This is a genomic window from Actinophytocola algeriensis, from assembly GCF_014203735.1.
Classification (GTDB): Bacteria; Actinomycetota; Actinomycetes; order Mycobacteriales; family Pseudonocardiaceae; genus Actinophytocola; species Actinophytocola algeriensis.
The window spans coordinates 198,448-223,535 of record NZ_JACHJQ010000005.1 but is presented as its reverse complement, the minus strand read 5'-3'; the positions used below and the strand labels follow the sequence as shown (position 1 = coordinate 223,535).

The 25,088-nt window shown below is 70.3% G+C and carries 16 protein-coding genes; 9 read left to right on the top strand and 7 right to left on the bottom strand.

The window, feature by feature from the left end; translation table 11 throughout:
* Positions 1-146: 146 nt before the first annotated feature.
* The gene (locus FHR82_RS23570; RefSeq protein WP_184812691.1) at positions 147-1,652 is read left to right on the top strand and encodes an ABC transporter substrate-binding protein/permease; all 1,506 of its coding nucleotides are present in this window, start codon (positions 147-149) and stop codon (positions 1,650-1,652) included.
* Complete coding sequence (locus tag FHR82_RS23565) at positions 1,649-2,440, top strand: amino acid ABC transporter ATP-binding protein (protein ID WP_184812690.1); 792 nt, start codon at positions 1,649-1,651, stop codon at positions 2,438-2,440. The genes FHR82_RS23570 and FHR82_RS23565 overlap by 4 nt, the downstream gene beginning before the upstream one ends.
* A gap of 74 nt (positions 2,441-2,514) precedes the next feature.
* Here the strand turns inward: FHR82_RS23565 and FHR82_RS23560 are convergent, their stop codons facing one another.
* Positions 2,515-3,192 (bottom strand): fasciclin domain-containing protein, encoded by a 678-nt coding sequence (locus FHR82_RS23560; RefSeq protein WP_184812689.1) that lies wholly within the window; start codon positions 3,190-3,192, stop codon positions 2,515-2,517.
* A gap of 249 nt (positions 3,193-3,441) precedes the next feature.
* Here FHR82_RS23560 and FHR82_RS23555 point away from each other — a divergent pair, with 249 nt between their 5' ends.
* Complete coding sequence (locus tag FHR82_RS23555) at positions 3,442-5,034, top strand: molybdopterin-dependent oxidoreductase (protein ID WP_184812688.1); 1,593 nt, start codon at positions 3,442-3,444, stop codon at positions 5,032-5,034.
* Here FHR82_RS23555 and FHR82_RS23550 read toward each other — a convergent pair.
* The 3 genes from FHR82_RS23550 to FHR82_RS23540 all read right to left on the bottom strand — a co-directional run bounded on the left by FHR82_RS23550 (position 5,021) and on the right by FHR82_RS23540 (position 8,854).
* Positions 5,021-6,724, bottom strand: a complete 1,704-nt coding sequence (locus FHR82_RS23550; RefSeq protein ID WP_311771239.1) for a substrate-binding and VWA domain-containing protein — start codon at positions 6,722-6,724, stop codon at positions 5,021-5,023. The two genes, FHR82_RS23555 and FHR82_RS23550, sit on opposite strands and share 14 nt — an antisense overlap.
* A gap of 109 nt (positions 6,725-6,833) precedes the next feature.
* Entirely contained in the window at positions 6,834-7,805 is a 972-nt protein-coding gene (locus tag FHR82_RS23545; protein WP_184812686.1) for an aldo/keto reductase, read from the bottom strand.
* Positions 7,805-8,854 carry a LacI family DNA-binding transcriptional regulator gene (locus tag FHR82_RS23540; protein ID WP_184812685.1) on the bottom strand — a complete coding sequence of 350 codons (1,050 nt, stop codon included), beginning with the start codon at positions 8,852-8,854 and terminating at the stop codon, positions 7,805-7,807. Before FHR82_RS23540 ends, FHR82_RS23545 begins: the two co-directional genes overlap by 1 nt.
* A gap of 203 nt (positions 8,855-9,057) precedes the next feature.
* On the opposite strand from FHR82_RS23540, the gene FHR82_RS23535 reads away from it, so the two are divergent.
* The 4 genes from FHR82_RS23535 to FHR82_RS23520 all read left to right on the top strand — a co-directional run bounded on the left by FHR82_RS23535 (position 9,058) and on the right by FHR82_RS23520 (position 13,948).
* Positions 9,058-10,371, top strand: coding sequence for an extracellular solute-binding protein (locus FHR82_RS23535; RefSeq protein WP_184812684.1), 1,314 nt, complete (start codon positions 9,058-9,060; stop codon positions 10,369-10,371).
* Complete coding sequence (locus FHR82_RS23530) at positions 10,368-11,270, top strand: carbohydrate ABC transporter permease (protein ID WP_311771238.1); 903 nt, start codon at positions 10,368-10,370, stop codon at positions 11,268-11,270. Before FHR82_RS23535 ends, FHR82_RS23530 begins: the two co-directional genes overlap by 4 nt.
* Position 11,271: 1 nt before the next feature.
* Positions 11,272-12,165, top strand: a complete 894-nt coding sequence (locus FHR82_RS23525) for a carbohydrate ABC transporter permease (RefSeq protein ID WP_184812683.1) — start codon at positions 11,272-11,274, stop codon at positions 12,163-12,165.
* 139 nt (positions 12,166-12,304) lie between these two features.
* Entirely contained in the window at positions 12,305-13,948 is a 1,644-nt protein-coding gene (locus FHR82_RS23520; RefSeq protein WP_311771237.1) for an alpha/beta hydrolase, read from the top strand.
* Between the two features lie 228 nt (positions 13,949-14,176).
* On the opposite strand, the gene FHR82_RS23515 is transcribed toward FHR82_RS23520, so the two are convergent.
* Both FHR82_RS23515 and FHR82_RS23510 read right to left on the bottom strand, forming a co-directional pair.
* Positions 14,177-16,342 (bottom strand): transglycosylase domain-containing protein, encoded by a 2,166-nt coding sequence (locus FHR82_RS23515; RefSeq protein ID WP_184812682.1) that lies wholly within the window; start codon positions 16,340-16,342, stop codon positions 14,177-14,179.
* A 194-nt stretch (positions 16,343-16,536) separates the two neighbouring features.
* Positions 16,537-17,553, bottom strand: a complete 1,017-nt coding sequence (locus FHR82_RS23510) for a LacI family DNA-binding transcriptional regulator (protein WP_184812681.1) — start codon at positions 17,551-17,553, stop codon at positions 16,537-16,539.
* A 158-nt stretch (positions 17,554-17,711) separates the two neighbouring features.
* Here FHR82_RS23510 and FHR82_RS23505 point away from each other — a divergent pair, with 158 nt between their 5' ends.
* Positions 17,712-19,595, top strand: a complete 1,884-nt coding sequence (locus FHR82_RS23505; RefSeq protein WP_184812680.1) for a discoidin domain-containing protein — start codon at positions 17,712-17,714, stop codon at positions 19,593-19,595.
* Between the two features lie 50 nt (positions 19,596-19,645).
* On the top strand, positions 19,646-21,505 hold the full coding sequence (locus tag FHR82_RS23500; protein WP_184812679.1) for a ricin-type beta-trefoil lectin domain protein: 1,860 nt from the start codon (positions 19,646-19,648) through the stop codon (positions 21,503-21,505).
* A gap of 214 nt (positions 21,506-21,719) precedes the next feature.
* On the opposite strand, the gene FHR82_RS23495 is transcribed toward FHR82_RS23500, so the two are convergent.
* A complete protein-coding gene (locus FHR82_RS23495) occupies positions 21,720-24,986 on the bottom strand; it encodes a family 78 glycoside hydrolase catalytic domain (protein WP_184812678.1) in 3,267 nt (1,088 codons plus the stop codon).
* Positions 24,987-25,088: the final 102 nt, after the last annotated feature.

Below are 25,088 nucleotides of genomic sequence, written 5' to 3'. Positions count from 1 at the left end.
CGTCATGTTGCGTCCTCACACCCGTCGCGGCGCCGACACGACGGCTTCCCGCATAGTGGATCTCCGGCACCCGGGTGCCGATTCGCACTATTCTCCCGCCCTGTCCCGGACTGCGGGGAGTCCGGCCGAAGGCGAGGGAGTCGCTGATGCGACATGCGCTCAGGGGCATCGTGCTGCTCCTGTTGTTGATGATCGTGGCGCCGGCCGCGCAGACGAGCACAGTGCCGGCCGCGCAGGCGAGCGCGGCGCGGGCACCGGAGGGCGAGCAGCCCGTCGTCCGGGTCGGCACGGAGGGGACCTACCCACCGTTCTCGTTCCACGACCCGAGGACGCAGCAGCTCACCGGCTACGACATCGAGGTGATCGAGGCGGTCGCCGACGAGGCCGGGTGGCGGCTGGAGTTCGTCGAGACGCAGTGGGACGCGATCTTCCCCGCGCTGGACGCCGAGCGGATCGACCTCATCGCCAACCAGGTGTCCCGCAACGACGAGCGGGAGGCCAAGTACGGCCTGTCCGACACCTACACCTACTCCCACGGCGTGATCGTCCGGCGCACCGGCGACGACAGCATCAGGACGCTCGCCGACCTGAAGGGCAGGACCACCGCCCAGTCGGCCACCAGCAACTGGGCGCAGGTCGCGCGCGACGCCGGGGCGAACGTCGAGGCCGTCGAGGGGTTCGCGCAGGCCGCGGCACTGCTCGCGCAGGGCCGGGTCGACGCGATCGTCAACGACAACATCGCCGTGCTCGACTACCTGGCCAGCACCGGCTCCACCGACGTCGAGATCGCCGGGAACGCGGGCGGGGAGACCAGCGAGCAGGTCCTCGCCTTCCGCCAGGACGACGCGGCAAGGCTCGACGAGGCGAACAAGGCGATCACCACGCTGCGGGACAACGGGACGCTGCGCGAGATCTCGGAGAAGTACTTCAAGGCGGACGTGTCGGTGCCCGACGGCGGCGACGCGGACCTGTCGGAAGGCCGCGAGGCGCGCAGCACGTGGGAGGTGATGGGCAGCACGGCGTGGCCGATGTTCATCGGCCTGGTCAAGGTGACGATCCCGCTGACGGCGATCAGCTTCGCGATCGGGCTCGTGCTCGCCCTGCTCGTCGCGCTCGCACGGATCTCCTCCTACCGGATCCTGTCCGGGCTGGCCAGGGCGTTCATCTCGATCATCCGCGGCACCCCGCTCCTGCTGCAGCTGTTCATCGTCTTCTACGGGTTACCGCAGATCGGCCTGAAGTTCGACCCGTTCACCGCGGCCGTGATCGCGTTCAGCCTCAACGTGGCCGGTTACGCGGCCGAGGTCGTGCGGTCGGCGATCCTCGCGGTGCCGAAGGGGCAGTGGGAGGCGGCGTCGACGGTGGGGCTCGACTACCGCAGGACGCTGCGCCGGATCATCCTCCCGCAGGCGACCAGGACCGCGGTGCCGCCGTTGTCCAACACGCTGCTGTCGCTGCTGAAGGACACGTCGCTGGGCTCGGTGGTGCTGCTGACCGAACTCTTCCGCGAGTCGCAGCTGGCGGCGGCGGAGAGCAACGAGTTCCTCGCCCTCTACACCTTCGCCGGGTTGTACTACTGGGTGATCTGCGTCGCGCTCTCCGCCGCGCAGAAACGACTGGAGACCCGACTGGACAGGTATGTGGCCACATGACTGACACCACGGAACAGCAGACCGAGCCCGCCCGCATCCGCGTGCACGGGCTGGAGAAGTCCTTCGGCGACCACAAGGTCCTGCGCGGCATCGACTTCGAGTCCCGGCGCGGGACGTCGACCGTCCTGTTGGGACCGTCGGGGTCGGGCAAGACCACCGTCCTGCGTTCGCTCAACGTGCTGGACACCCCGGAGCGCGGCGTCATCGCGATCGACGACGTGGAGGTGGACTTCTCCCGCGTGCCTGCCGGTAAGGCGGGCCGCAGGGAGACCGGCAGGCTGCGGGCGCAGAGCGGCATGGTGTTCCAGGCCCACAACCTCTTCCCGCACCGCACGGTCCTGGAGAACCTCATCGAGGGCCCCGTGATCGCGCAGCAGCGCCCCCGTGAGGAGGCCGTGGCCGAGGCGAGGGCCCTGCTCGACCAGGTTGGCCTCGGCGACCGGGCCGACTCCTACCCTTTCCAGCTCTCCGGCGGGCAACAACAACGTGTCGGCATCGCCCGCGCGCTGGCGCTGAAGCCGCGCGTGGTGTTGTTCGACGAGCCCACCTCGTCCCTGGACCCGGAACTCGTCGGCGAGGTGCTGGCTGTGATCAAGGACCTCGCCGCCGAGGGCTGGACCACGGTCATCGTCACCCACGAGATCCGCTTCGCGGAACAGGTGGCCGACCAGGTCCTCTTTCTCGACGGCGGTGTGATCGTCGAGAAAGGCCCGAGCGCCCAGGTGATCGGCGACCCGCGGGAGGAGCGGACGCGGCGCTTCCTCAAACGCGTCCTCGACCCCGGCTGACGGGCGCGGCGCGACGAAATCGGCGCGGCACCCACGGGGAACTGTGTCGTGGGTGCCGCGCCGGGTCAGAGGTGTCACATGGTCGGCATGAGAACCGAGTCGATCAGGTAGACCGTGGCGTTCGCGGTCTTCACGCCGCCGCAGATCACGTTGGCGTCGTTGACCTTCAGCTCGTCACCCGAACCGGTGACCTCGACCATGCCCTTCTCGACCGTCGTCTGCTCGCCGATCACCGCGTCGGGTGCCAGCTGACCGGGGACCACGTGGTAGGTCAGGATCTTGGTCAGCAGCGCGGAGTCGGTCTTCAGCGTCTCGACCGTCGCCGGGTCGATCTTGGCGAACGCGTCGTCGACCGGTGCGAACACGGTGAACTCGCCACCGTTGAGCGTGTCGACCAGGTTCACCTGCGGGTTCAGCTTGCCCGACACCGCCGCCACGAGCGTCTTCAGCAGCGGGTTGTTGCTCGCGGCCACCGCGACCGGGTCCGCCGCCATCCCGGACACCGAACCGGCGCCATTCGGGTTGGCCTCCGCGTATCCAGCACAACCCGGGCCGACCAGGTCCGCGGCCGGTTCCGCCATCCCACTGTCCGAAGAGGACTCCGTCGGCGCCGACGTCGTGCCCTGCCCGGCACTCGTGTTGCCGCCCGCGTTGTCCGACGCGCCATCGTCCGAGCTGCCGCACGCGGCACCCAGCAGCGCCACGGCCGCGACACCGGCGACCAGCACTCCACGACGAACACTACGCAACATAAAGAAACACTCCCTCTCGTACTGGTCGGATCCACTGTGGACCCGTCGGCCACCTCGTCGTGGCTCCGTCGAGGGGAATTCGGTGGCGGGCACGGTGCGGATTGGTCCCGTGTCGTTGGTTACCCGTTCGTTATCCGCGTGCGGGCGGCTGGGTCATGCCCGAACCGCCACACACGTCGAGAAAACCGGCACGGAACCGGGTTCGCGCCAGGCGCCAATCCGCACGGTACGCGGCGACGAATGCCTGCCATGGACACTGTTGATGCCGGACCCCGGCTGGGCCGCCTGGTCGCGGCGCTCGTGGGCGTGCTGTCGGTGCTGGCGGCGGTGGCGGTGGGACACCTGGTCGGCGGGTTGATCGACCCGACCGCGTCCCCCGTGATCGCGGTCGGCAACTCGGTGCGCGACCTGACGCCGCCGTCGGTCACCGAGTGGGCCATCGCGAACCTCGGCGACGCGAAGAAGGCACTGGTGTTCGCCGGCGTCGGTGTCATGTTGCTGGTGGTCGGCGTGGTCGCCGGCCTGCTGTCCCGGCGGCGGCCGTGGCCGGGGATGGCACTCGCGGCGGCGGTCGGGCTCGCCGGGCTGCTGTCGGTCCTCGACCAGCCCTCGGTCCCCGCCGCCGGTGCGCTCGCGCCCGCCGCCGGCCTGGTCGCCGGTGTCGCGGTCTTCTACTGGCTGCACACCACGGCCACCCGGACGCGAACCGCCGCGGCGACCCCGGTGACCACGGTGACCCCGGTGGACACGGCCGGAGGCCGCCTGGACGCCACCTCCCGCCGCCGGTTCCTGTGGACCTCCGCGGGTGTGGTGGTCGGCGCCGGGGCCGCGGGCGGCGCCGGTGAACTCTTGGCAGGCCGCAACGACGCGACGGCCTCCCGCGCCGCCGTGGGCGAACTGGTGCCACGCTCCCCCGCGCCACCGATCCCCTCAGGCGCCGACTTCGCGGCCGAGGGCACGCCCCGGTTCCTCACGGCCAACCGGGACTTCTACCGGGTGGACACCGCGTTGCTGTCGGTGCCGCAGGTACGCGCGGAGGACTGGCTGCTGCGGATCCACGGCATGGTCGAGGACACCAGGACGTTCACGTTCAACGACATCCGGAGGCGGCCGCTCGTGGAACGCACGATCACGATGACGTGTGTGTCCAACGAGGTCGGTGGCCCGTACGTGTCCACGGCCAACTTCGTCGGTGTGCCGCTGCGGGACCTGTTGCGGGAGGCAGGCGTCCGCTCCGGCTCGGACCAGCTGTTCTCCACCAGCGTGGACGGCTGGACCGCGGGCACCCCCGTCGACGCCGCCATGGACCCGACCCGCGGCGCGCTGCTGGCCATCGGCATGAACGGCGAACCGCTCCCGGTCGAGCACGGCTTCCCCGCGCGCATGGTCATACCCGGCCTCTACGGGTTCGTGTCCGCCACGAAATGGGTCGTCGACATGGAGCTGACCACGTTCGACGCCAAGGAGGCCTACTGGCGCAAGCGGGACTGGGGTGTCAAGGCGCCGATCAGGACCCAGTCCCGCATCGACGCGCCCCGCGCCTTCGCGACGGTCGCCCGTGGCAAGGTCACGATCGCCGGGATCTCCTGGGCGCAGACCATCGGCATCGCCAAGGTCGAGGTCCGCGTCGACGGTGGCCCGTGGCAGACCGCCGAGCTCGCGACCGAGGTCAACAGCCAGACCTGGCGCATGTGGCGCACGGACGTCGGCCTCGGCCCCGGCACGCACCGCGCCGAGGTCCGCGCGACCGACCGCCGCGGCAGCACCCAGCCCCAGGACCGCATCCCCCCGATCCCCGACGGCGCCACCGGCTGGCACTCCACCACCTTCACCGTCCGCTGACGCCAGGGCGGCAGTTCGGGGGCTGGCAGAGCATGAGCGACAGCGCTTGGTAGAACACGCCGCCGATCGTGGTCGGGTCGGGAGCGAGGAAGGCCTGGCCGCCGGTGGCTTCCGCGATCGCGGTCAGTTCGGCGCGGTCCACGTCCTGGCCGATGCCGATCCCGACGAGTTTGAGCGGACGGCCCGGGTTCTGCAGGTGCTCCAACCGTGCCACGAGCTGGCCGAGGGTGACGTCGCTGGCGTTGTCGTCCTTGCCGTCGGTCATCACGACGACCGTGTTGATCCGGCCGGGTTCCCAGTTCCGCACACCGTCCTCGTAGGCGGCCAGCACCGCGTCGTACAACGACGTGGTGCCCCTCGACACCGCCTTGACCCCGCCGAGTGCCGCCAGCGCGCCGCCGGCCAGGTGCTCGCCCATCGGCCGCACCGGCAGCAGCACCCGGTAGTCCTTCGCGCCGTCGAGGTTGGTGCCGAACAGCCACATCCCGAGCTTGGTGGTCGGCTTGAACAGCTTCAGCCCGGCCGCGGCGGCCTGCACGGTGACCGCCATGCGGGTCAGGCCCGTGCCCGGCACCTCCTCGGCCATCGACCCCGACACGTCGAGCAGCACCTGCAGCCTGCCGCTCAGGTTCACCCCCGCCCACGAACTCAGCACCCGCTCCACCTCGGACGGCCCGGGCAGGGGCGCCGGGGTCATCCGCGCGGCCGACGTGCGCCCGTTCGCCGAGCGGTCGCGCAGCGCGAGGCCGTCCGGCGTGCGGAACCCGGCGTCGGCGAGCAGGTCGGCGCTGTCCTGGCGCAGCAACCGGTCCAGGAACCGGTCCGCCGCGGTGCGCTCGTCGGCCGAGCTGTCCGGCAGCACGACGTACGGGTGGTCCAGCGCGGGTATCGCCGGGTCCGCGTAGACCGCGACGAGCGGCACCTGTTCCTGCCGCGCGTTGTGCCGCAGCAGGGCGTTCTCCGACGTGGGAAACACCTCCAGCGGCTCCGCCGCGCCGGAGGTGTCGGTCAGGCGGGCGAACAGGTCCGCCTGCTTGGTCACCGTGTTCCTGGACAGCGCACGCATCGCCACCGTGCGCGCCGTGTCCGGGTCCGGTGCGCTCGCGACGAGGTGCCGCAGCCCGAACAGCGTCGAGACCCCGACCGGATCCCGGGCCGGATCGGGGAAGCCGACCTCGGTGGTCCCGGCCCCCGGCCCGAGCAGTTGCTTCCAGGTGGGTCGCGCCGACGGCCAGCCCAGTTCGGTCGCGACGGTCTCCGTCACCGCGAGCACGACCGGCGTGCTGGCGATCGACGTCCCCGACACCGGTTCGTCCCACGCGCCGACGTCCTCGGCACGCCACCACCACAGCGTCGACTCCGGGATCCACACGTCCGGCCGCTCGGTGCCGTCGGAGACCACGAGCGACTCGACCACCTCGGCCGACTCGCGGGAGGTCACCCGGATCTGGTAGCACGCGGTCTCGTCCGCCGACACCCGCCGCGCGATCTGGCTGACGGCGGGCGCGATGTCCGGCGCGGCGGTCACCGCGATGACCGGCCGCGACACGCAGTCGTCGGCACGCAGCCGGTCTCCGAGGAAGTCGACGGCGAACCAGCCGACCAGTGCGACCACGACCAGGGCGCTGAGCGCCACGACCGGCGACCGCCCCGGCAGCCGCCGCCGGTTCGTCGAGGAATGCCGTCCCACCGCCGCCTCCATCCGCCCTGACCCGCGTCACAAGCACATCGAGATAGCCGTCACCCCATGAGACAACCGGGCGAACCATACCCGTCGGAACGGCCGAACGGGGATACCGTCACCGCGCGGGCAGGAGGCCCGCCGCGCGGGCAGCGGCCCAGAACCCGTCCGGGACGGGGTGCGCGAGCATGCGGGCGGTCTCGTCCACCTCGTTCGGCGACCTGGCCCCGACCACGACACACGTCACCGCGGGATGACCGAAGGGGAACTGGACGGCCGCCGCCGTCGGCGGAACCCCGAACCGGTGGCAGACCTCGTGCCACGCGGCGACCCGCCCGGCCAGGTCAGGCGGCACCGTGGCGTAACCGTGCGGTCCACGCGGATCGGCGAGCAGCCCGGACTGGTAGACCCCGGCGACCATGACCGCGATGCCCCGCGCCGCGCACACGGGCAGCACGTCGTCGAGGCCGGACTGGTCGAGGAGGTTGTACCGGCCCGCGAGCAGCAGGCAGTCGAGCCCGGGGTCCGCCACCTCCGTGAGGTAGCGCGCCGCGACCGGCGCGTGGTTGACACCGATCGACACCGCGCCGATCGTGCCCCGCGCCCGCAGGTCGCCCAGCGCCCGGTAGGCCGCCGACACGGCGACGGAGAAGTTCTCGTCGGGGTCGTGCACGTGGACGACGTCGACCCGGTCGAGACCGAGGCGGACGAGGCTCTCCTCGACCGAGCGCAGGACACCCGCGTAGGAGTAGTCGAGCCGAGGGCCGACCCCGGGCGGCGGGTCGGCCCAGATGGGCTGGGTGTCGCCGCCCCCGGGCACGACCAGGCGACCGACTTTGGTGCACAGGGCGAACTCCGCGCGGGGGCGGTCGCGAAGTGCCGCTCCGGCGCGGCTTTCCGACCGGCCGTAGCCGTAGACGGGTGCCGTGTCGAAGAGTCTGACGCCGATGTCCCAGGCGCGGTCGACGGTGCGTCTCGCGTCGTCGTCGGAGACCGGTTCGAACAGCCCGCCCAGGGAGGCCAGGCCCAGGCCCAGGCGCGTGACCCGCACGGCGGTGCGGCCCAGCGGTACCGACTCGTCCGCCCTCATCAGACGGGGGCGGTGGAGGCGCGGACCACCAGCTCGGTGGCGAGTTCGACGTGGTGGGACTCGAGCTTCTCGCCGTCCGCCAGGCGTAGTGCGGTGCGCAGGGCGACGCCGCCCATCTCGCGCAGCGGCTGCCGGACGGTGGTCAGCGGCGGTGACGCGACCCTCGCGAGGAGTGTGTCGTCGAAGCCGACCACGCTCAGGTCCTGGGGGACGCGCAGGCCCCGGGTGCGGGCGGTTTCCACTACTCCCAAGGCGATCTCGTCGTTGCCCGCGAACACGGCCGTCGGCGGGGACGGGAGGTCCAGCAACACCGCGGCGCCGAGTACGCCGGTCTGGAACGTGAACTCGCCCGACCGGATGTACGCGTCCGGCACCGGTGTCCCCCTCGCCTCCATGGCGGCCCGGTACCCGTGCACGCGGGCCTGGTTGGCCGCGGCGATGGCCGGGCCGCCGAGGTAGGCGATGCGGCGGTGGCCCAGTCCGAGCAGGTGCTGCGTCGCCGCGAAGCCGCCGGCGAAGTTGGTCGGGCCGACGCTGTTGACCTCGCTGTGCGGCAGGTGAAGCGGGTCCAGCACAACGAGTGGCAGGCCCGCCTGCATCAGCGCGTCCAGGTACGCCGGGGTGTACACGCTGGTGACCGCGATGAGGGCGCGGCGGCCCATCGAGACCAGGTCCCTGGCCCATCGCGGCCCGCGGGCCGGCTGACTGATCGCCACGGAGACACCCAGCTCGGTGGCCGCGTCGACGATACCGCCGAGCGCCTCGGCCACGTACGGCTTGAGGTCACCGGCGAACTGCACCTCGACGGTCGGGCGGGCCGCGGCCTCCGTGCGGCGGTCGACCGGTGCCACGTAGTCGTGCCTGCGCAACAACTCCTGCACCCGGGAGCGGGTCTCCGGCGCCACGTCGCTGCGCCCGTTGACGACCTTGGACACCGTCGCGATGGAGACGCCCGCGAGATGCGCGACGGCAGCGAGCGTCGTGCGCCTGGCACCGGCCGGTACCGACTTCCCCGAGCCCTCCGTCGGCGACCTGTCGACCGTCGCCATTCCCTCTCCTTTGCTCGGGACCGAAAGTTTCGAAATGTTTCGACATACCCGCTGAGCATACTTTTATGGCCTATTTCAGGCAATGGAACCAAGCTCGACCTTGACACTAATCTCGCACGGTCCCTAGGCTTACGCCACCAGTTTTCGAAAGTTTTCGGAAACAGAGGCCAGCGTAGTCTTCGGCCCGAGAACGGAGCACCAGCGTGGCAACACAATTCTCCCGACGTACCGCCCTCGGTCTCGCCGCCGGCGTCCCGCTTTCGCTGGCGTTCTCCGCCTGCGGCACCTCCGGCCCGGGCGGTGGCGATGGCGCGTCGTACTGGTTCCTCTCCGGACCGCCTCAGGAAGGCATCCGGCAAGGCGCGGTGGACCGGTTCAACAACGCGAATCCCGACTCGAAGATCACCACGACCACGTTCCAGAACGACCCGTACAAGACGAAGATCAAAACCGCGCTCGGCGCCGGGCAGGCACCCACGGTCATCTGGGGCTGGGGCGGCGGCGGGCTGCGCACCTGGGTCGAGGCGGGCCAGGTGGACGACCTCACCTCGTGGTTCGAACAGAACCCGAAGGTGAAGGACCGCCTGATCGACTCGTCGTTCGGCCCGGCGACCATCGACGGCAAGATCTACGCGATGCCGTGCGAGACGGTCGAGCCGATCGTCCTGTACTTCAACAAGAGGGTCTTCGACGACGTCAAGGTCGACCCGCCGGAGTCGTGGGACGACATCATGGCCCTGGTGCCCAAGTTCAACGCGAAGGGCATCGCGCCCTTCTCGCTCGGCGGCCAGTCCCGCTGGACGAACATGATGTGGCTGGAGTTCCTGTTCGACCGCATCGGCGGACCCGAGGTGTTCCAGGCCGCGTTCGACGGCGAGAAGGACGCGTGGTCGCATCCGGACGCCATCGACGCGCTGACCAAGATGCAGGAACTGATACGCGCCAAGGGTTTCATCGAGGGCTTCTCCTCGATCACCGCGGACTCCAACGCCGACCAGGCACTGCTCTACACCGGCCGCGCCGCGATGATGCTGCACGGCTCCTGGTCCTACGGCATCCAGAAGGAACAGGGCGGCGACTTCGTCCCGAGCGACAGCCTCGGCTACATGAACTTCCCGCCGGTCGACGGCGGCAAAGGTGATCGGAGCAATGCCGTCGGCAACCCCGGCCAGTACCTGGCGATCTCCGCGAAGGCCAGCGCCGAGCAGAAGGAGGTCGCGAAGAAGTTCTTCACCTCCGGTGTGCTCGACGAGCAGGAAGTGAAGGCCTGGATCGACTCCGGCGGAGTCCCGATCCTGAAGGGCACGCAGTCGGAGCTGGAAGCCAGCCAGAACGCCGACTTCGTCAGCTTCGTCTACGACCTCGCGAACAACGCCAAGGTCTTCGCGCAGTCCTGGGACCAGGCGCTCAATCCCACCGCGGCCTCGGCCCTCCTCGACAACATCGTGAAGCTGTTCCAGCTGTCGATCTCGCCGAAGGAGTTCGCCGACAACCTCAACGCGGTCACCAACAAGTGAGCCCGGCCTCTCCACACGACTCGCGGCGCGACCGCCACGGCATCCTGCCGTGGCTGGTCGTGCCCGCGATGGTGTTCTTCGTCGGCTTCGCCGTCATCCCGCTCGTCGGCGTCTTCGCGCTGAGCTTCACCACGTGGGACGGCCTCGGCGAGATCCAGCTGTCCGGACTGGACAGCTGGCAGGCCGTGCTCGCCAACTCGGAGCTGACGCACGCCGTCTGGATCACCTTCCTCGTGATGGTCGCGTCCTGGGCGGTGCAGACCCCGTTGAGCATCCTGATCGGCACGTTCCTCGCCGGCAACCAGCGCTACCGAGCGGCGCTGGCCGTGCTGTACTTCATCCCGCTGCTGCTCAGTTCCGCCGCGATCGCGATCACGTACAAAGCGTTGCTGGACCCCAACTTCGGCCTCGGCGACGGGCTCGGGATCGAGTTCCTCGCCCAGGACTGGCTCGGCAGGCCCACGCTCGCGTTCAGCCTCGTCGTGTTCGTCGTGTCCTGGCAGTTCATCCCGTTCCACTCGCTGATCTACCAGGGCGCGGTGCGGCAGATCCCCCGGTCCCTGTACGAGGCCGCGCAGATCGACGGCGCAGGCCGGGTGCGCCAGTTCTTCAGCATCACGTTGCCGCAGCTGAAATACACGATCATCACGTCGTCGACGCTGATGGTGGTCGGGTCGCTGACCTTCTTCGACCTGATCTTCGTGCTGACCGCGGGCGGACCCGGCGACGCGACGCGGGTGCTCGCGCTGGACATGTACCGGCGGGGTTTCGAGGCCGACCTGATGGGTCCGGCCAGCGCCATCGCCGTCATCCTCGTGCTCGTCGGCCTCGTCCTCGCGCTGCTGCTGCGCAGGCTCGGTGGCCGCGACGCCTCCAAGAGCCAGTTCGAGGGCGCCTGACATGAGCCTCACCCTGACCAAGCCGCCCCGGCGGACGACGCCCCCGCCCGCGCGGCCCCGGCGCGGCAGCCCGGCCGTCCAGCGGCGCAACTGGTTCGGCGGATTCGCGAGCTTCGTGTGGCTGGCGATCATCGTCATCCCCATCTACTGGGTGCTCATCACCAGCTTCAAGGTCCAGAGCACCTACTACGCGAGCAATCCCATACTGCCGCCCGGCGACCCATCGCTGGACGCGTACCGGTTCGTCCTCGAGTCGGGCTTCGTCACCTACTTCGTCAACAGCGTGATCGCGACGGCCGGTGCGGTGGTGCCCGCGGTGGTCGTCTCGTTCATGGCCGCGTACGCGATCGTGCGCGGCTGGCGGCTGCGGTTCCTGCGCTTCGCCAACGGCCTGTTCCTGATGGGCCTCGCGATCCCGTTGCAGGCGACCGTGATCCCGATCTACCTGATCACCATCAGGATGCAGCTGTACGACAGTCTCCTGGCGCTGATCCTCCCGTCGATCGCGTTCGCCATCCCGCTGTCCGTGCTCGTGCTGGCCAACTTCATCCGTGACGTACCCAAGGAACTGTTCGAGGCGATGCGGATCGACGGCGCCACCGAATGGGCGACGATGTGGCGGCTGGCGGCACCGCTCACCCGCCCCGCCATCCTCACGGTGACCGTGTACAACGCGCTGAACATCTGGAACGGCTTTCTGCTGCCGCTGGTTCTCACCCAGAGCCCGGACAAGCGAACGCTGCCGCTCGCGTTGTCGACTTTCCAGGGGCAGTACAGCGTCAACGTGCCTGCCATCGTCGCCGCCGTCGTCCTCACCACGCTGCCGATCCTGGCGCTCTACATCTTCGGCCGCCGCCAGCTGCTCAGCGGCCTCGCGGCGGGCTTCAGCCGTTGACCCGACGAAAGTCGGCGGCCGAATGTCGCAGTGAAACCGCCCAAATCGCCGATACCGCTTGCCATTCGATTGTGTGAGTGTTCGGCCGGTGGGGTGGCTCTTCACCACTTCTCATCGGGAGAACAGGAGCGGTCTCGACGTGAGATCCACGCGATCGACGAAACGCGGTGTCGTGCTGGGCACGGCACTGATCACAGGGTTGATGGGGCTCGTGGTGCCGACGGCGGCCGCCGCGGCGCCCTCGACGCCCTCCGCGCAAGCCAGGGTGGCGCCCATCGAATGGGGTGAGTGCGCGCCGGAGGACCTGGCGAACGTCCCGGTGGACGAGCGCGACAAGTTCAGCTGTGGCGACTACGCGGTGCCGTTGAACCACGAGCGGCCGAAACAGGGCACGATCAACATCGCGCTGATGAAGCGCGCGGCGAACGACACGGCGAACCGGGTCGGGGCCGTGTTCCTGAACCCGGGCGGTCCGGGTGGCAGCGGCTACCGGTGGCCGACCACCAGCCGTCTCGACGGGCCGATCCAGGACCGGTTCGACCTGATCGGGTTCGACCCGCGCGGGGTCGGGCGGAGCACGCCGCTGCGCTGCTTCGCGACCGACGAGGACGCGGGCGACGTGTTCAGCCGGATGGCACCGTTGCCGGTCACCTCGGCGGAGGAGACCGCGACGCTGCAGGCCAACAAGGACTACGGCAAGTTCTGCAAGCGGTTCGCGGGCCCGCTGATCAACCACATGTCGACCGAGGACGTCGCGCAGGACCTCGACCTGCTGCGCGCGGCCGCGGGCGAGGCCAAGCTGAACTACATCGGCTTCTCCTACGGCACCCTGCTCGGCGCGACGTACGTGAACATGTTCCCGAAGAAGTCGCGGGCGATCATCCTCGACGGCAACGTCGACCCGACGCTGCGCCTGCTCGACGGCGTCGAGTACGACCGCCAGCGCACCAAGGGGTTCGAGATCGCGCTGGACGGGTTCCTCACCGAGTGCGACAGCGTCGGTGCCGCGTGCGCGTTCTCCGGTGACGCCCGCGGCAAGTGGGACCAGCTGGTGAACTACCTGCGCAACACCGGTCCCGCCACGCTGCCCGACGGCACCGAGGTCGACGAGGCCACGCTGGTCGGCGTCACCGCGAGCGCGCTCTACGACCCGGCCTCCTTCGTGGACCTGGCCGAGCTGATCCAGGCCGTGTGGGACGCGACCCACCCGTCCGCGCAGCGCAAGGCGGCCCCGGCCGACCTCGCGGCGGTGAAGGCGCTGATCGCAGGCGCGGGCAAGGCCACGCGGGACGCGCCGCCGGACTCGCCGTACACGTCCGACGACTCCTACGCCGCGGTGAACTGCTCGGACAAGCCGTTCAACAACACCCAGGCGGACGTGCCGGGAATCGCCGACAAGTGGGAGCGGCAGATGCGCTCCTTCGGTCGCTACCTCGCCTGGGGTGACCCGGCGCTGTGCCCGACCTGGCCGGTGAAGAACCCCGACGCGTTCCGCGGCCCGTGGAACACCCGCACCCCGAACCCGGTGCTGGTGGTCGGCAACTACTACGACCCGGCGACGCAGTACGAGTTCGCCAAGCGGATGTCCAAGCAGCTGGGCAACGCCCGGCTGGTGAGCGTCGACTCGTTCGGCCACTGCATCCTGGGCGACAGCACCTGCGTCGACAACATCGCCGCCGACTACATGGTGAACCTGGCGGTCCCGGGCCCCGGTTCGGTCTGCTACCCGGACGTGCGCCCGTTCGACCCGGCCGCCGAGATGAAGACCGCGCTCGGCAGCTGATCGTCACCTGAACACGGCACCGGCCGGCGGGATCGCTTCCCGTCGGCCGGTGCCGTGTTTGCGGGGTGCGTTGTCCTCGCCGGACGGGCGTCCTGCCGGACGGGCCTCCTCGCCGGAGGGGCAGGTCTCCGGGATGGCCTCGGGTTGGCCACGGGGTGCGGGGTGGTGCGCGGTGCGGTGTGCGGTGTGTGCCCCGCGCTTCGTTCGGGTGGTGGGGGTGGTGCCCGCTCAGTTCATGCGCTCGTACTTCGGGTCCGCCGGGGGTAGGGGCAGGACCTCCTGGCCCTCCAGGATCTTGCTCATCGCGCCGAACCAGGTGCGGGCGGGGGTCTTGCCGCCGAACATGTTCCCGGAGTCGTTCTCGGTGGCCCGGACGTTGCCAGGGCCGCCGTCGACGAGCCCGCCGAAGGGCCGGTCGGGGCGGAAGACCATGGCCGCGCCCGCGAGCTGGGGTGTCCCGCCGACGAAGGCGGCCGAGCCGTTGTGCTGGGTGGTGCCGGTCTTGCCGATCATCGGCCGGTTCCAGCCGACGCCCCGCGCGGCCGCGTGGGCGGTGCCCCCGGCCAGGTCGTCCTTGCTCATGCCGACCGCGAGGGTGTTGGCGAGGCCTTCGGGCACGGCCTGCTCGCACTGCTCCTCCTCGACCACGTACGGCTTGCCGTTGCGGTCGGTGACCCCGCCCGCGGCGAGCGGGGTCGGCGGGCACCAGACACCGCCGCTGAGGATGGTGGCGGCCACGTTGGCGAGCTCCAGCCCACTGGTCGGGCTCACACCCAGGGTGAACGAGCCCTTACCCGGCGAGTTCTCGCTCGGCCCGAAGAACTCGATCTGGCTCTGCCTCTCCTCCGCGGACTCGGCGCCGGGGTCGGGCTTGGCGCCGGTCGCGGCGTTGGACGCCATGGTCTTGCGCATCCCCAGCCGGTTGGCCATGTCGAGGACGGCGTCCATGCCCGCCTTCTCCTCGAGGATGACGAACGCGGTGTTCGGCGAGGTCTGCAGCGCGGTCTGCAGCGTCATCGAGCCGCTCCCGCCCTCGCTCGCGTTCGTGAGGCAGTAGGCCCTGGTGCCGCGGGCCACTCTCGGGCACTGCTCGCCGCCGCCGGTGAACACCTGCGAGGTGTAGGAGCTGGGTGACTGCACCGTGTCGTAGATCCCGGCGACCCCGCGGTCCATCGCCGCGGCGGCGGTGAACATCTTGTAGCTCGACCCGGTGCCGGTGACGTTGGAGATGGCCGACGGCAGGGAGTACTCGGTCTGTCCGAGCGCGGCGTCCGGCCCGTAGTCCCGGTTGGCGGCCAGCGCCACCACCTCGTGCCGGTCCTTGCCGGGCTTCACCAGCGACAACGTGTTCGCGACGTTCTCCTCGGACTTGCCGACCTGCTGCTCCGCGGACTCCTTCGCGGCGTGGTTGGCCGCGCGGTCCAGCGTGGTGCGGATCGTGTAGCCGCCGGTGTAGAGGTCGTCCTTGTCCATGCCGTGCTCGAGCAGGTAATCCTCGACGTACTGGCAGAAGAACCCGTTCTCCGGACCGGCGCCGACGCAGTTCGCGGCGGGCTTGTCCGGTCCGTTCGGCAGCACGCCGAGCGGCTCGCGCTTGACCTCCGCCGCGTCGTCCTTGGACAGCTTGCGGTTCTCCACCATCTTGTCGATCACGAAGTTGCGTCGTTCGAGCGCCCGCTCGGGGTGGGCCCACGGGTCGTAGGTCGACGGGTTGTTGGCCATGCCCGCCAGCAGCGCGCCCTGCGCGACCGTGAGCTTGTCCGGTGTGGTGCCGAAGTAGGAACGGGCCGCCGCGCCGACGCCGTAGACCTGGCGCGAGAACTCGACGACGTTGAGGTAGCCGGCGAGGATGTCGTCCTTGCTCATCGTCGTCTCGAGCTGGATCGCGATCCGCGCCTCCGCCAGCTTGCGCGTGATGCTGTTCTCCTGCGCGCGCTGCTGCCCGGCCTTGTCGTTCCGGTAGGTGACGTTGATCAGGTAGTTCTTGACGTACTGCTGGGTCAGCGTCGACGCGCCCTGGGTGTCACCGCCGGACGTGTTGTTGAGCGCCGCACGGATCGTGCCCTTCCAGTCGACGCCGTGGTGCTCGTAGAAACGCCGGTCCTCCACCGAGATCAGCGCCCACTTCATCGCGTCGGAGATCTCGTCCACCTTGGTCGGGACGCGGTACTGGTCGTACAGCGTCGCGACCGGGTTGCCTTCCCGGTCGGTGATGGTCGTCACCAACGGCGGTGGTTCGTCGGCGAGCTCCGCCGACAACGACTCCACCGTCTCGCTGGCCCCGTTCGCGACCATCCCCACGGCCGCGGCGACCGGGAGCAACGTGCCCGCCACGAGCGCCCCGGCGAGCAGGCAGAGGCCGACCATTCTGACAAGACTCCCCCTCGTACGCATGCGACCCAGGGTACGCACGAGGGATGAGCCCGGCCCACTGGCAGGCGGAAGTCCGGCCGCGGCGGACAAGTGACATCCGCAACAGCAACCTTCTGGCTTCCCGCAGCCACTTCCTCGCACACCGCGGCGATGGCGCCCCGCACGGCCGCCAGATGTCCACAGTGGACTACCAGTACCGGCGGTGACCCGCGGCGTCAGCGCGCCTGGGCCCCGGCCCGGCCGGGAGCGGCGGTGGAGTCGCGGACGACGAGCGTGGTGGCCAGCTCGATGTGCAGCGCCTCGGGCTGGTGACCGTCGAGGACGCGCATCAGGTGGGTGACGGCGATGCGGCCCATCTCCTGCAGCGGTTGCCGCACCGTGGTCAGCGGCGGATCGGTGGCCTGACTGAGGTCGATGTCGTCGAAACCGGCGATCGACAGGTCCTCCGGGACGCGTAGACCGCGTTCGCGGGCGGCCTGCAGGGTGCCGACGGCCACCTTGTCGTTGAAGCAGACGATCGCGGTGGGCCGCGGTGTCCGGTCGAGCAGGTCGGCCGCGGCCGCCCGGCCCGCCGCGGTGGTCGGTTCGATGTGCCGCAACCGTTCGGGCGTCAGGAGAACGCCCGCCTGGGCGAGCGCGGCGCGGTGGCCTGCCAGGCGGGCGTCGCTGGCGAGCCATTCCTGTGGTCCCGCGATGACGCCGATGTCGCGGTGGCCGTGGCCGACCAGGTGATCGGCCACGGCCCGCGCGCCGGAGAAGTGCGCGGCGGACACCGCGGCGATGTCCGGCGGCGGCGGGGTGCGGGGGTCGACCACGACGAACGGGAACCCCGTGCGGGACAACGCGACCAGCGCCTCGCCGTCCTCCGGCGGCAGGATGAGGATGGCGGCGCTGACGTCGTCCTCGCCGGGCAGGCCGGGCAGCGCGTCGCTGTGCTGGGCGGACTCGCCCGCGTCCAGCAGCAGGCGCAGGCCGTGGAGCTTCAGGGTCTCCGCGATCGAGGACACGATCAGGCCGAAGTAGTCGGTCAGCACGTACGGGCAGCGGACGTAGACCGTGCGCCGCCCGACCGGATCCGCGGGCAGCTTGCGCCGCTCGACGGCCTGCAGGACCAGGTCACGCGTCCGCGGCGCCACGTTGACGTGGTCGTTGAGCACCCGGGAAACGGTGGCGACCGAGACGCCGGTCTCCGCGGCGATGTCGCGGAGCGTCGCGCGCGGGTTATCGGGCATGGCGCTGTTTCAGGTGGCCGGACTCGCGTTTCACCTGGTCAGTATAGCGATACGGCACCGGGGGTTGACGATGGCGAACCACCGGGTGTTTCATCATGCAAGCAACTGTTTCACAGTGATTCACTACGTGTTACATCCTGCGCGCCCCGAGGACAGCGATGAGAACGATCGCGATCATGGCCCTGGTACTCGGTCTCACGGCCGTGCCGCCCGCCGAGGCCGCCGACCGGCACGACGCGCCGAGGGCGCGGGTGTGGGTGACCACCCCGGACCGGGCCGAGCTGATGGCGGAACGCCCGCCCGTCCCGTTCGGCACGACACCGTCCACCCAGCCGACCATCGTGGTCGACCCGGACCGCACCTACCAGGCCGTCGACGGGTTCGGCGCGTCGATCACCGACTCGTCGGCCGAGGTGCTGGCCGGTCTCTCCCCCTCGGTGCGGGCCGACACCATGCGGAAGCTGTTCGACCCGGCCACCGGCATCGGCGTGAGCTTCCTGCGCCAGCCGATCGGTTCCTCCGACTTCACCGCGGCGGCGGAGCACTACACCTACGACGACGTGCCGCCCGGCCGGACCGACTTCGGGCTGCGGCACTTCAGCATCAGTCACGACGAGGCCGAGATCCTGCCGCTGCTGCGCCAGGCGAAGCGGCTGAACCCGGCGTTGACGGTGATGGCCACGCCGTGGAGCCCGCCTGCGTGGATGAAGACCACCGGCTCGCTCGTCGGCGGCCGCCTCAAGGACGACCCGGCGATCTACGACGCGTACGCGCGCTACCTGGTCAAGTTCGTGCAGGCCTACACGCGGGCGGGCGTGCCGATCGACTTCCTCTCGGTGCAGAACGAGCCCCAGAACCGCACGCCGGACGCCTATCCCGGCACGGACATGCCCGTCGCCCAGCAGCTGGCGGTGATCGAGGCGCTCGGCCCGAAGCTCCGCCACGCCAGCCCCCGCACCAGGATCCTGTCCTACGACCACAACTGGGCCACGCACCCGAACGACGGCGACCAGGAAGCCGACTACCCCTACCAGGTCCTGCGCTCCCCGGCGGCCCGCTGGATCGCCGGGACCGCGTACCACTGCTACTACGGCGACCCCAGCGCCCAGACCGCACTGCACGACGCGTTCCCGCACAAGGGGATCTGGTTCACCGAGTGCTCCGGTTCCCGCGGCGCGACCGATCCGCAGGAGAAGGTCTTCCGCGACACCCTGACCTGGCACGCCCGCAACGTCGTCATCGGCACCACCCGCAACTGGGCGCGCAGCGCGGTCAACTGGAACATCGCGCTGGACAGCACCGGCGGCCCGCACAACGGCGGCTGCGGCACGTGCACCGGCCTCGTCACCGCCCTGCCGGACGGCTCGGTGCGCACCGACGCCGAGTACTACACGATCGGGCACCTGTCGAAGTTCGTGCGGCCGGGCGCCCGTCGGATCGCCAGCACGTCCTTCGGCACCACCGGCTGGAACGGCCAGATCATGGACGTGGCGTTCCGCAACCCGGACGGCTCCACCGCACTGGTGGTCCACAACGAGAACGACGACCCGAGGACGTTCGCCGTCAACGTCGGTGACCGCACCTTCGAGTACACGCTGCCCGGCGGCGCGCTGGCCACGTTCACCTGGCCGCGCGCCAAGCAGCTCGACAGCACCCTGGACCACGTGCCGGTCGACGGTGCGACGGCCACCGCCTCGCTCGGCACGGGCGCGGAGTTCGCGGTGGACGACGACGCCTCGACCCGCTGGTCCAGCGAGGCCGCCCAGGCACCCGGTCAGTACCTGCAGGTCGACCTGGGCGGCCGCGAGCGCTTCCGCCGGGTCGCCGTCGACAGCGGCGGCCACCTCGGTGACTACGCCCGCGGCTGGCGGCTGTCGGCGAGCGACGACGGCAGCACCTGGCGCACCCTCGCGACCGGCACCGGCGTCGGCCAGCTGACCACCGTCGACGTCCGCCGCACCAGCGCCCGGTACCTGCGGATCACCGCCACCGGGACAGCGGACAACTGGTGGAGCATCGCCGACATCCGCCTGTACGACTGACTTCTCCACAAAGCCGTGTGGAGATTGCTCCCAACCCTGCAAGGAGCATCATGTCGACGACTGTGTTCGACGTTCGTTCCGCAAGCTCCGCGAAGTCGAGAACAAGGGTGGCCGCCGTCGTGACCGCGGTGGCGGCCACCGTCGGGGCGCTGCTCACCATCCCGGCCGCACCGGCGGCGGCGGCGCCGACCGTCAACGTCTGGCTCACCACCGGCGACCGCGCCAACCTGTTGCGCCAGCAAGGAAACGTCGAGTTCGGGTCCGGCGGCGGCAGCGGGCCCGTGATCTCGGTGAACCCGAACAGCACCTACCAGTCCATGGTGGGCTTCGGCGCCTCGTTCACCGACGCGGCCGCGTGGAACGTGTTCAACTCACCCCGCCGCGACGAGATCATGAACGCGTTGTTCAACCCGGACAGCGGCGTCGGCATGAGCTTCCTTCGACAGCCGATCGGCGCGACGGACTTCTCGCGCAGCTTCTACACCTACAACGACGGCGCACCCGACCCGAGCCTGTCGCGGTTCTCCGTCGCGCACGACAACGCGTACATCCTGCCGCTGGTCCGGCAGGCGCGGCAGCTGAACCCCACGCTGTCGATCATGGCGTCGCCGTGGAGCGCGCCAGCGTGGATGAAGAACAACAACAACCTCATCGGCGGCTCACTGCGCGACGACCAGATCGGGGTGTACGCCGACTACCTCGTCAAGTTCACGCAGGCGTACGGGGCCGCCGGCGCGCCGATCGACTACCTGAGCGTGCAGAACGAGCCGAACTTCTCCCCGCCCGGCTACCCGGGCATGCTGATGCCGGCCCAGCAGCAGGTCAACATCATCAACAACCTGGTGCCGAAGCTGCGTGCGGCCGGGCAGAACGCGAAGCTGCTCGGCTACGACCACAACTGGGACGACACGAACTACCCGCAGCAGGTCAACAACGGCGCGGGGAACAACGTGGTCGGGTCGGCGTGGCACTGCTACGGCGGCAACCCGAGTGGACAGTCGGTGGTGCACAACGCCCAGCCGAACAAGGAGATCTTCTTCACCGAGTGCTCCGGCACAGAGTCGGCCAACGACGCGGCGACCTTCCGCGACACGCTGCGCTGGCAGGGCATCAACCTGGCGATCGGCACCACCCGCAACTGGGCCCGCACGGTCACGACGTGGAACCTGGCGCTGGACGGCAACAACGGCCCGGTCATCGGCAGCTGCGGCAACTGCACGGGCGTCGTGACGACGAACGGCAGCAGCGTCACGTACAACGCCGAGTACTACGTGCTCGGGCACCTGAGCAAGTTCGTGCCGCCCGGCGCGGTGCGGATCGACTCGACCGGCTACGGCGAGGGCGGCATCCAGAACGTCGCGTTCCGCAACCCGGACGGCACGATCGTGCTCGTCGCGCTCAACAGCGGTGGCACGCAGAACTTCCAGGTGTCCTACGGCGGTCAGACGTTCGGCTACCAGCTGGCCGGTGGCGCGATGGCGACCTTCACCTGGCCGGGCAACGGCGGCACCAACCCGCCAGAGGGCCGGACCGGTCCCATCACGGGCCTCGGCGGCAAGTGCCTGGACGTCACCGACGGCTCGACCGCCAACGGCAACCAGCCACAGCTGTGGACGTGCACGTCCGGCCCGAACCAGCAGTGGACCCTCGCCTCCGACGGGACGGTCCGCGGCCTGGGCAAGTGCCTGGACGTGACCGGCAACGGCACCGCGGACGGCACCGCGGTGCAGCTGTGGGACTGCTTCGGCGGCGCCAACCAGCGGTGGACGCCCTCGTCGAACGGCGATCTGGTCAACGTGGGCAGCGGTAAGTGCCTCGACGTGCGGGACAACAACACCGCCAACGGCGCGAAGCTCCAGATCTGGTCCTGCACCGGCGGCGCCAACCAGAAGTGGACGGTGCCTGCCTGACCCCGAGCCTGACGGTGACGGCCGGGGCCACGACCGTCACCGTCAGGTAAACCCTTGTGGGAGGCGGGTGGGGTCAGCGACCGCGTGCTGCGGGCCAACGCCCGCACGCTCACCGGCACGAGGTCCTGACCTTCGCCTGGCCACACCGGCTCACCGCCCCGCCGCCAACGCCCGCCCGGGCCCGCGCCAAGCGGGCCCGGGTCGCACGCTGACCTCAGCGCCGCACGCGGAAGGTGTACCGGCCGGAGCCGACCGCCACCAGCACCTCACCGTCCTTCTCGGACACCTTGCCGACGCCGCCGGCAGATGCGAGCGGACGTCCGCCTTCGGTGACCGCGGACCGCTGTCCCGGCAGGTGCACGGTCGCCTTGGCGCCGACCGGAATCGTGACCGTGATCGTCAGTGCGTCGCCGGTGCGGTGCCAGTCGACGCCGACCTGGCCATACGGTGTCCTGGTCGTGGCCTTCGCCCTGCTCAGCTGTTCGGTGACCGCGGGCGCGATCGTGATGTCGCGGTAGCCGGTCTCCTGCGACGGCCGGATCCCGGCGGCGTACTGGTAGAACCAGTCGTCGACGGTGCCGAGGAAGTAGTGCCCCCGGGAGCGGGCCGCCAGCGCCCAGTGCTCCCACATCGACGTGGCACCGTTCTCCAGCATGAAGCCCCAGCTCGGGTACTCCTTCTGCTCGGCGAGCTCGTAGGCGACGTCCGCGTGCCCGTGCTCGGTCAGCACCGGCAGCAGGTACTTCGTGCCCAGCACGCCGGTGTTGAGCTTCGTCCCCCTGGCGCGCACGTCCGCCACGATGCTGTCGACCGTGCTGCTGGTGGTCGCCTCGTCCGGTGTCAGGCCGAACGCCACCGCGAGCACGTTGTGCGTCTGCCGGTAGCCGCGGTCGCCGACCCCGCGGTAGTGGCCTGCGCCGCGGTCGAGGAAGGTGGCGTTGAACGCGTCCTTCACCACGGCGGCGTGCCGCGCGAACAGCGCGGCGTCCGCGTCCTTGCCGAGGAACTCCGCGCTGCGGCGCATCGACGTGAGCATCACGTACAGGTAGGCGGTCCCGGAGACACGCAGGTCCTCCGGTGCGTTGCCGCCGCCGGGGCTCGCCTCCGGGCTCACCCAGTCGCCGAGCCGGGGATCGGGCACGATCCCGCCGTCGGTCCGGCCGTACTCCAGGTCCACGTAGGCCTTCATGCCGTCGTAGTTCTCCCGCAGCACCCTGCTGTCACCGCCGTACTGGTACAGCCACCACGGGATCAGCACGTACGCCGAGTGCCACGGCGGGGCCACGCCCCACCGGCCCCAGTCGCCGGAGCTGGGCGCGATCACCATCGGCCTGCCCTCGACATCCCTGGTCTCCCGCAGGTCCCGCATCCACTTCGCGAACAGTTCGTGCGTGTCGAGGTTCGTCATGAACATCTCGGCGCCCAGTGCGGCGTCGCCGGTCCAGCCGTTCTTCTCGAACATCGGCGTGTCGGTGGGGATGCCGTGGATGTTGTTCAGCAGCGTGTCGACCACCGCGCGGTGCGTGCGGTTCATGGTGTCGCTGGAGCTGTCGAACGTGCCGGTCTCCTCGGCGTCGGTGTGCACCACCTTCGCGGTGAAGGCCGACAGCGGCGGTGTGCCACCCGGCCAGCCGGTCACCTCGAGGTACTGGAAACCCTTGTAGGAGAACCGGGGCTCCCACGACTCGGGCTTGCCCGTGCCCGCGAGGACGAAGTGGTCGGACTGGAAGCCGGACTGGAAACCGCCGTTGTTGCTCATGTTCACGCGGCCGTCGGCCGTGAGTTTCTCGCCGTGGGCGGCGCGGATCGTCGTGCCAGCGGGACCACTGGCGGTGAACCGCACCCAGCCCGCGATCACCCGGGGGAACTTGACCACGTACGTGCCGGCGACCGGTTCGGTGATCTCCACGGCGGGCAGCGACCCGGTGACGCGGATCGGCTGCTGGCGCTGGTTGACGAGCACACCGCGCGGTCCGGGCACCTCGCTCGCCCGCGCCCACCCGCTGTCGTCGAAGCGGGTGGTGTCGTAGCCCGGCTGGACCTTCCGCGCATCGTAGGTCTCGCCCGCGTACAGGTCGTCGAAGACCGTCGGGCCGTCGTGGATCCGCCAGGAGTCGTCGGTGCCGACGCGTTCGGTGCTGCCGTCGGTGTACTCGATGTGCAGCACCGCGCGCACGACCGGGTCGTCGTGCCACGGCGGGGACTCCCACCGCCACACGTTGCCGCCGGTCATGCCGTAGAAGCCGCGGCCCAGCTCCATCCCGAGCGTGTTGGTGCCCGGCCGCAACGCCTTCGTCAGGTCGATCGCGGTGTACTGGACGGTGTCGTCGTAGTCGGTGAACCCGGGCGACAGCACCTCGTCACTCGCAGGCCTGCCGTTGAGTGACACGTTCGCGTACCCGCCGGCGGCGAGGTAGAGCGTGGCGTCGCGGACCCGCTTGCCCACCTCGAACTCACGCCGCAGCAGGGGCGCGGGCCTGGGGGTCTGCTTCGGCGGCCGCACCTGGCTGCCCCACGGGGCACCGCCGTAGGTGGTCAACACCGCCGCGCTGTCCCAGCCGGAGTCGTCGAAGCCGGGACCGGCGAAGCCGTCCGGCACGCCCGCGGTCGCCTTCCAGCCGGTGCCGGTGGTGAACGTCTCGACGGTTCCGTCCGCATAGGACAGTCGAACCACGGCGATCAGCCCGCCGGGCGAGTCGGCGCCGTTGCGCACCCGCACCGCGAGCACGTTGCGGTCGGGTGCCGCCGCGGCCCGGTGGAGCTGTGACTGCTGCCAGCTGTTCTCGGTCGCCTCGGTCGCGCCGATCTCGGTGCCGTTGAGCAGGAGTTCGTACGCGTCGTCCGCGGTGATCAGGACCTCGACGCCCGTCGCGGTCCTGCCGTCGGGGCTGACCCGGGTCGCGCGGAAGGCGCGGTCCTCCCCCGGTGCGCTGTTCCCCGGCGTCCAGATCCACGACGCGCCGGCGAAGGTCAGGTCGGTCGCCTCGTCCGGCACGCGCTCGTTGCCGATCCACGTGCTGCCCGCCCAGTCCCGCTGCGCGGGCAGGCCGGTCCGGAACGTGGCGTCCGCCGCGGCCTCGCCATGCGTCGTCACGACGTCCACGTGCCAGGTGTAGTCGGTGGCGGCCGCCAGCGCCGGGCCCCGGTACTCCACGTTGGCCGACTCCCGGGAGCGGACCACACCGCTGTCCCACACGGGCCGGCCACCACCCGCGCTCGAGACCCGCAGCCGGTAGGACCGCTGCTCGACCCCGCGCGCCCGCGTCTCGATGACCCAGGAGAACCGCGGGTGGCGCAGGTCGATGCCGACCGGCTGGACCTTCTTCTCGACGGCGAGGCCGCTCAGCCGGACGTCCCGTGGCCCGCGATCCGCCCCCGCGGCGACCGAGCCGGTCACGATCAACACCAGTGCGAGCGCGGCGGCGAGCCAGACCCGCTTCGTTCGGCGGACAGGGGCGGGGAAAGGCAGCGCTGCCGACACCGGGCCTCCAGTATTTGAACGTTTCAGTTCGGAGGGTAACGCAGGTTTCGCTGCTCAGGATTCGGCCATTCGGATGCTGAACCCGCGCAAGAACGGTGCGCG

Bases quoted from the DNA above. Each gene is read 5' to 3' on its own strand.
- FHR82_RS23570 (WP_184812691.1), top strand. From the start codon at position 147: ATGCGACATGCGCTCAGGGGCATCGTGCTGCTCCTGTTGTTGATGATC.
- FHR82_RS23565 (WP_184812690.1), top strand. From the start codon at position 1,649: ATGACTGACACCACGGAACAGCAGACCGAGCCCGCCCGCATCCGCGTG.
- FHR82_RS23560 (WP_184812689.1), bottom strand. From the start codon at position 3,192: ATGTTGCGTAGTGTTCGTCGTGGAGTGCTGGTCGCCGGTGTCGCGGCC.
- FHR82_RS23555 (WP_184812688.1), top strand. From the start codon at position 3,442: ATGGACACTGTTGATGCCGGACCCCGGCTGGGCCGCCTGGTCGCGGCG.
- FHR82_RS23545 (WP_184812686.1), bottom strand. From the start codon at position 7,805: ATGAGGGCGGACGAGTCGGTACCGCTGGGCCGCACCGCCGTGCGGGTC.
- FHR82_RS23540 (WP_184812685.1), bottom strand. From the start codon at position 8,854: ATGGCGACGGTCGACAGGTCGCCGACGGAGGGCTCGGGGAAGTCGGTA.
- FHR82_RS23525 (WP_184812683.1), top strand. From the start codon at position 11,272: ATGAGCCTCACCCTGACCAAGCCGCCCCGGCGGACGACGCCCCCGCCC.
- FHR82_RS23515 (WP_184812682.1), bottom strand. From the start codon at position 16,342: ATGCGTACGAGGGGGAGTCTTGTCAGAATGGTCGGCCTCTGCCTGCTC.
- FHR82_RS23510 (WP_184812681.1), bottom strand. From the start codon at position 17,553: ATGCCCGATAACCCGCGCGCGACGCTCCGCGACATCGCCGCGGAGACC.
- FHR82_RS23505 (WP_184812680.1), top strand. From the start codon at position 17,712: ATGAGAACGATCGCGATCATGGCCCTGGTACTCGGTCTCACGGCCGTG.
- FHR82_RS23500 (WP_184812679.1), top strand. From the start codon at position 19,646: ATGTCGACGACTGTGTTCGACGTTCGTTCCGCAAGCTCCGCGAAGTCG.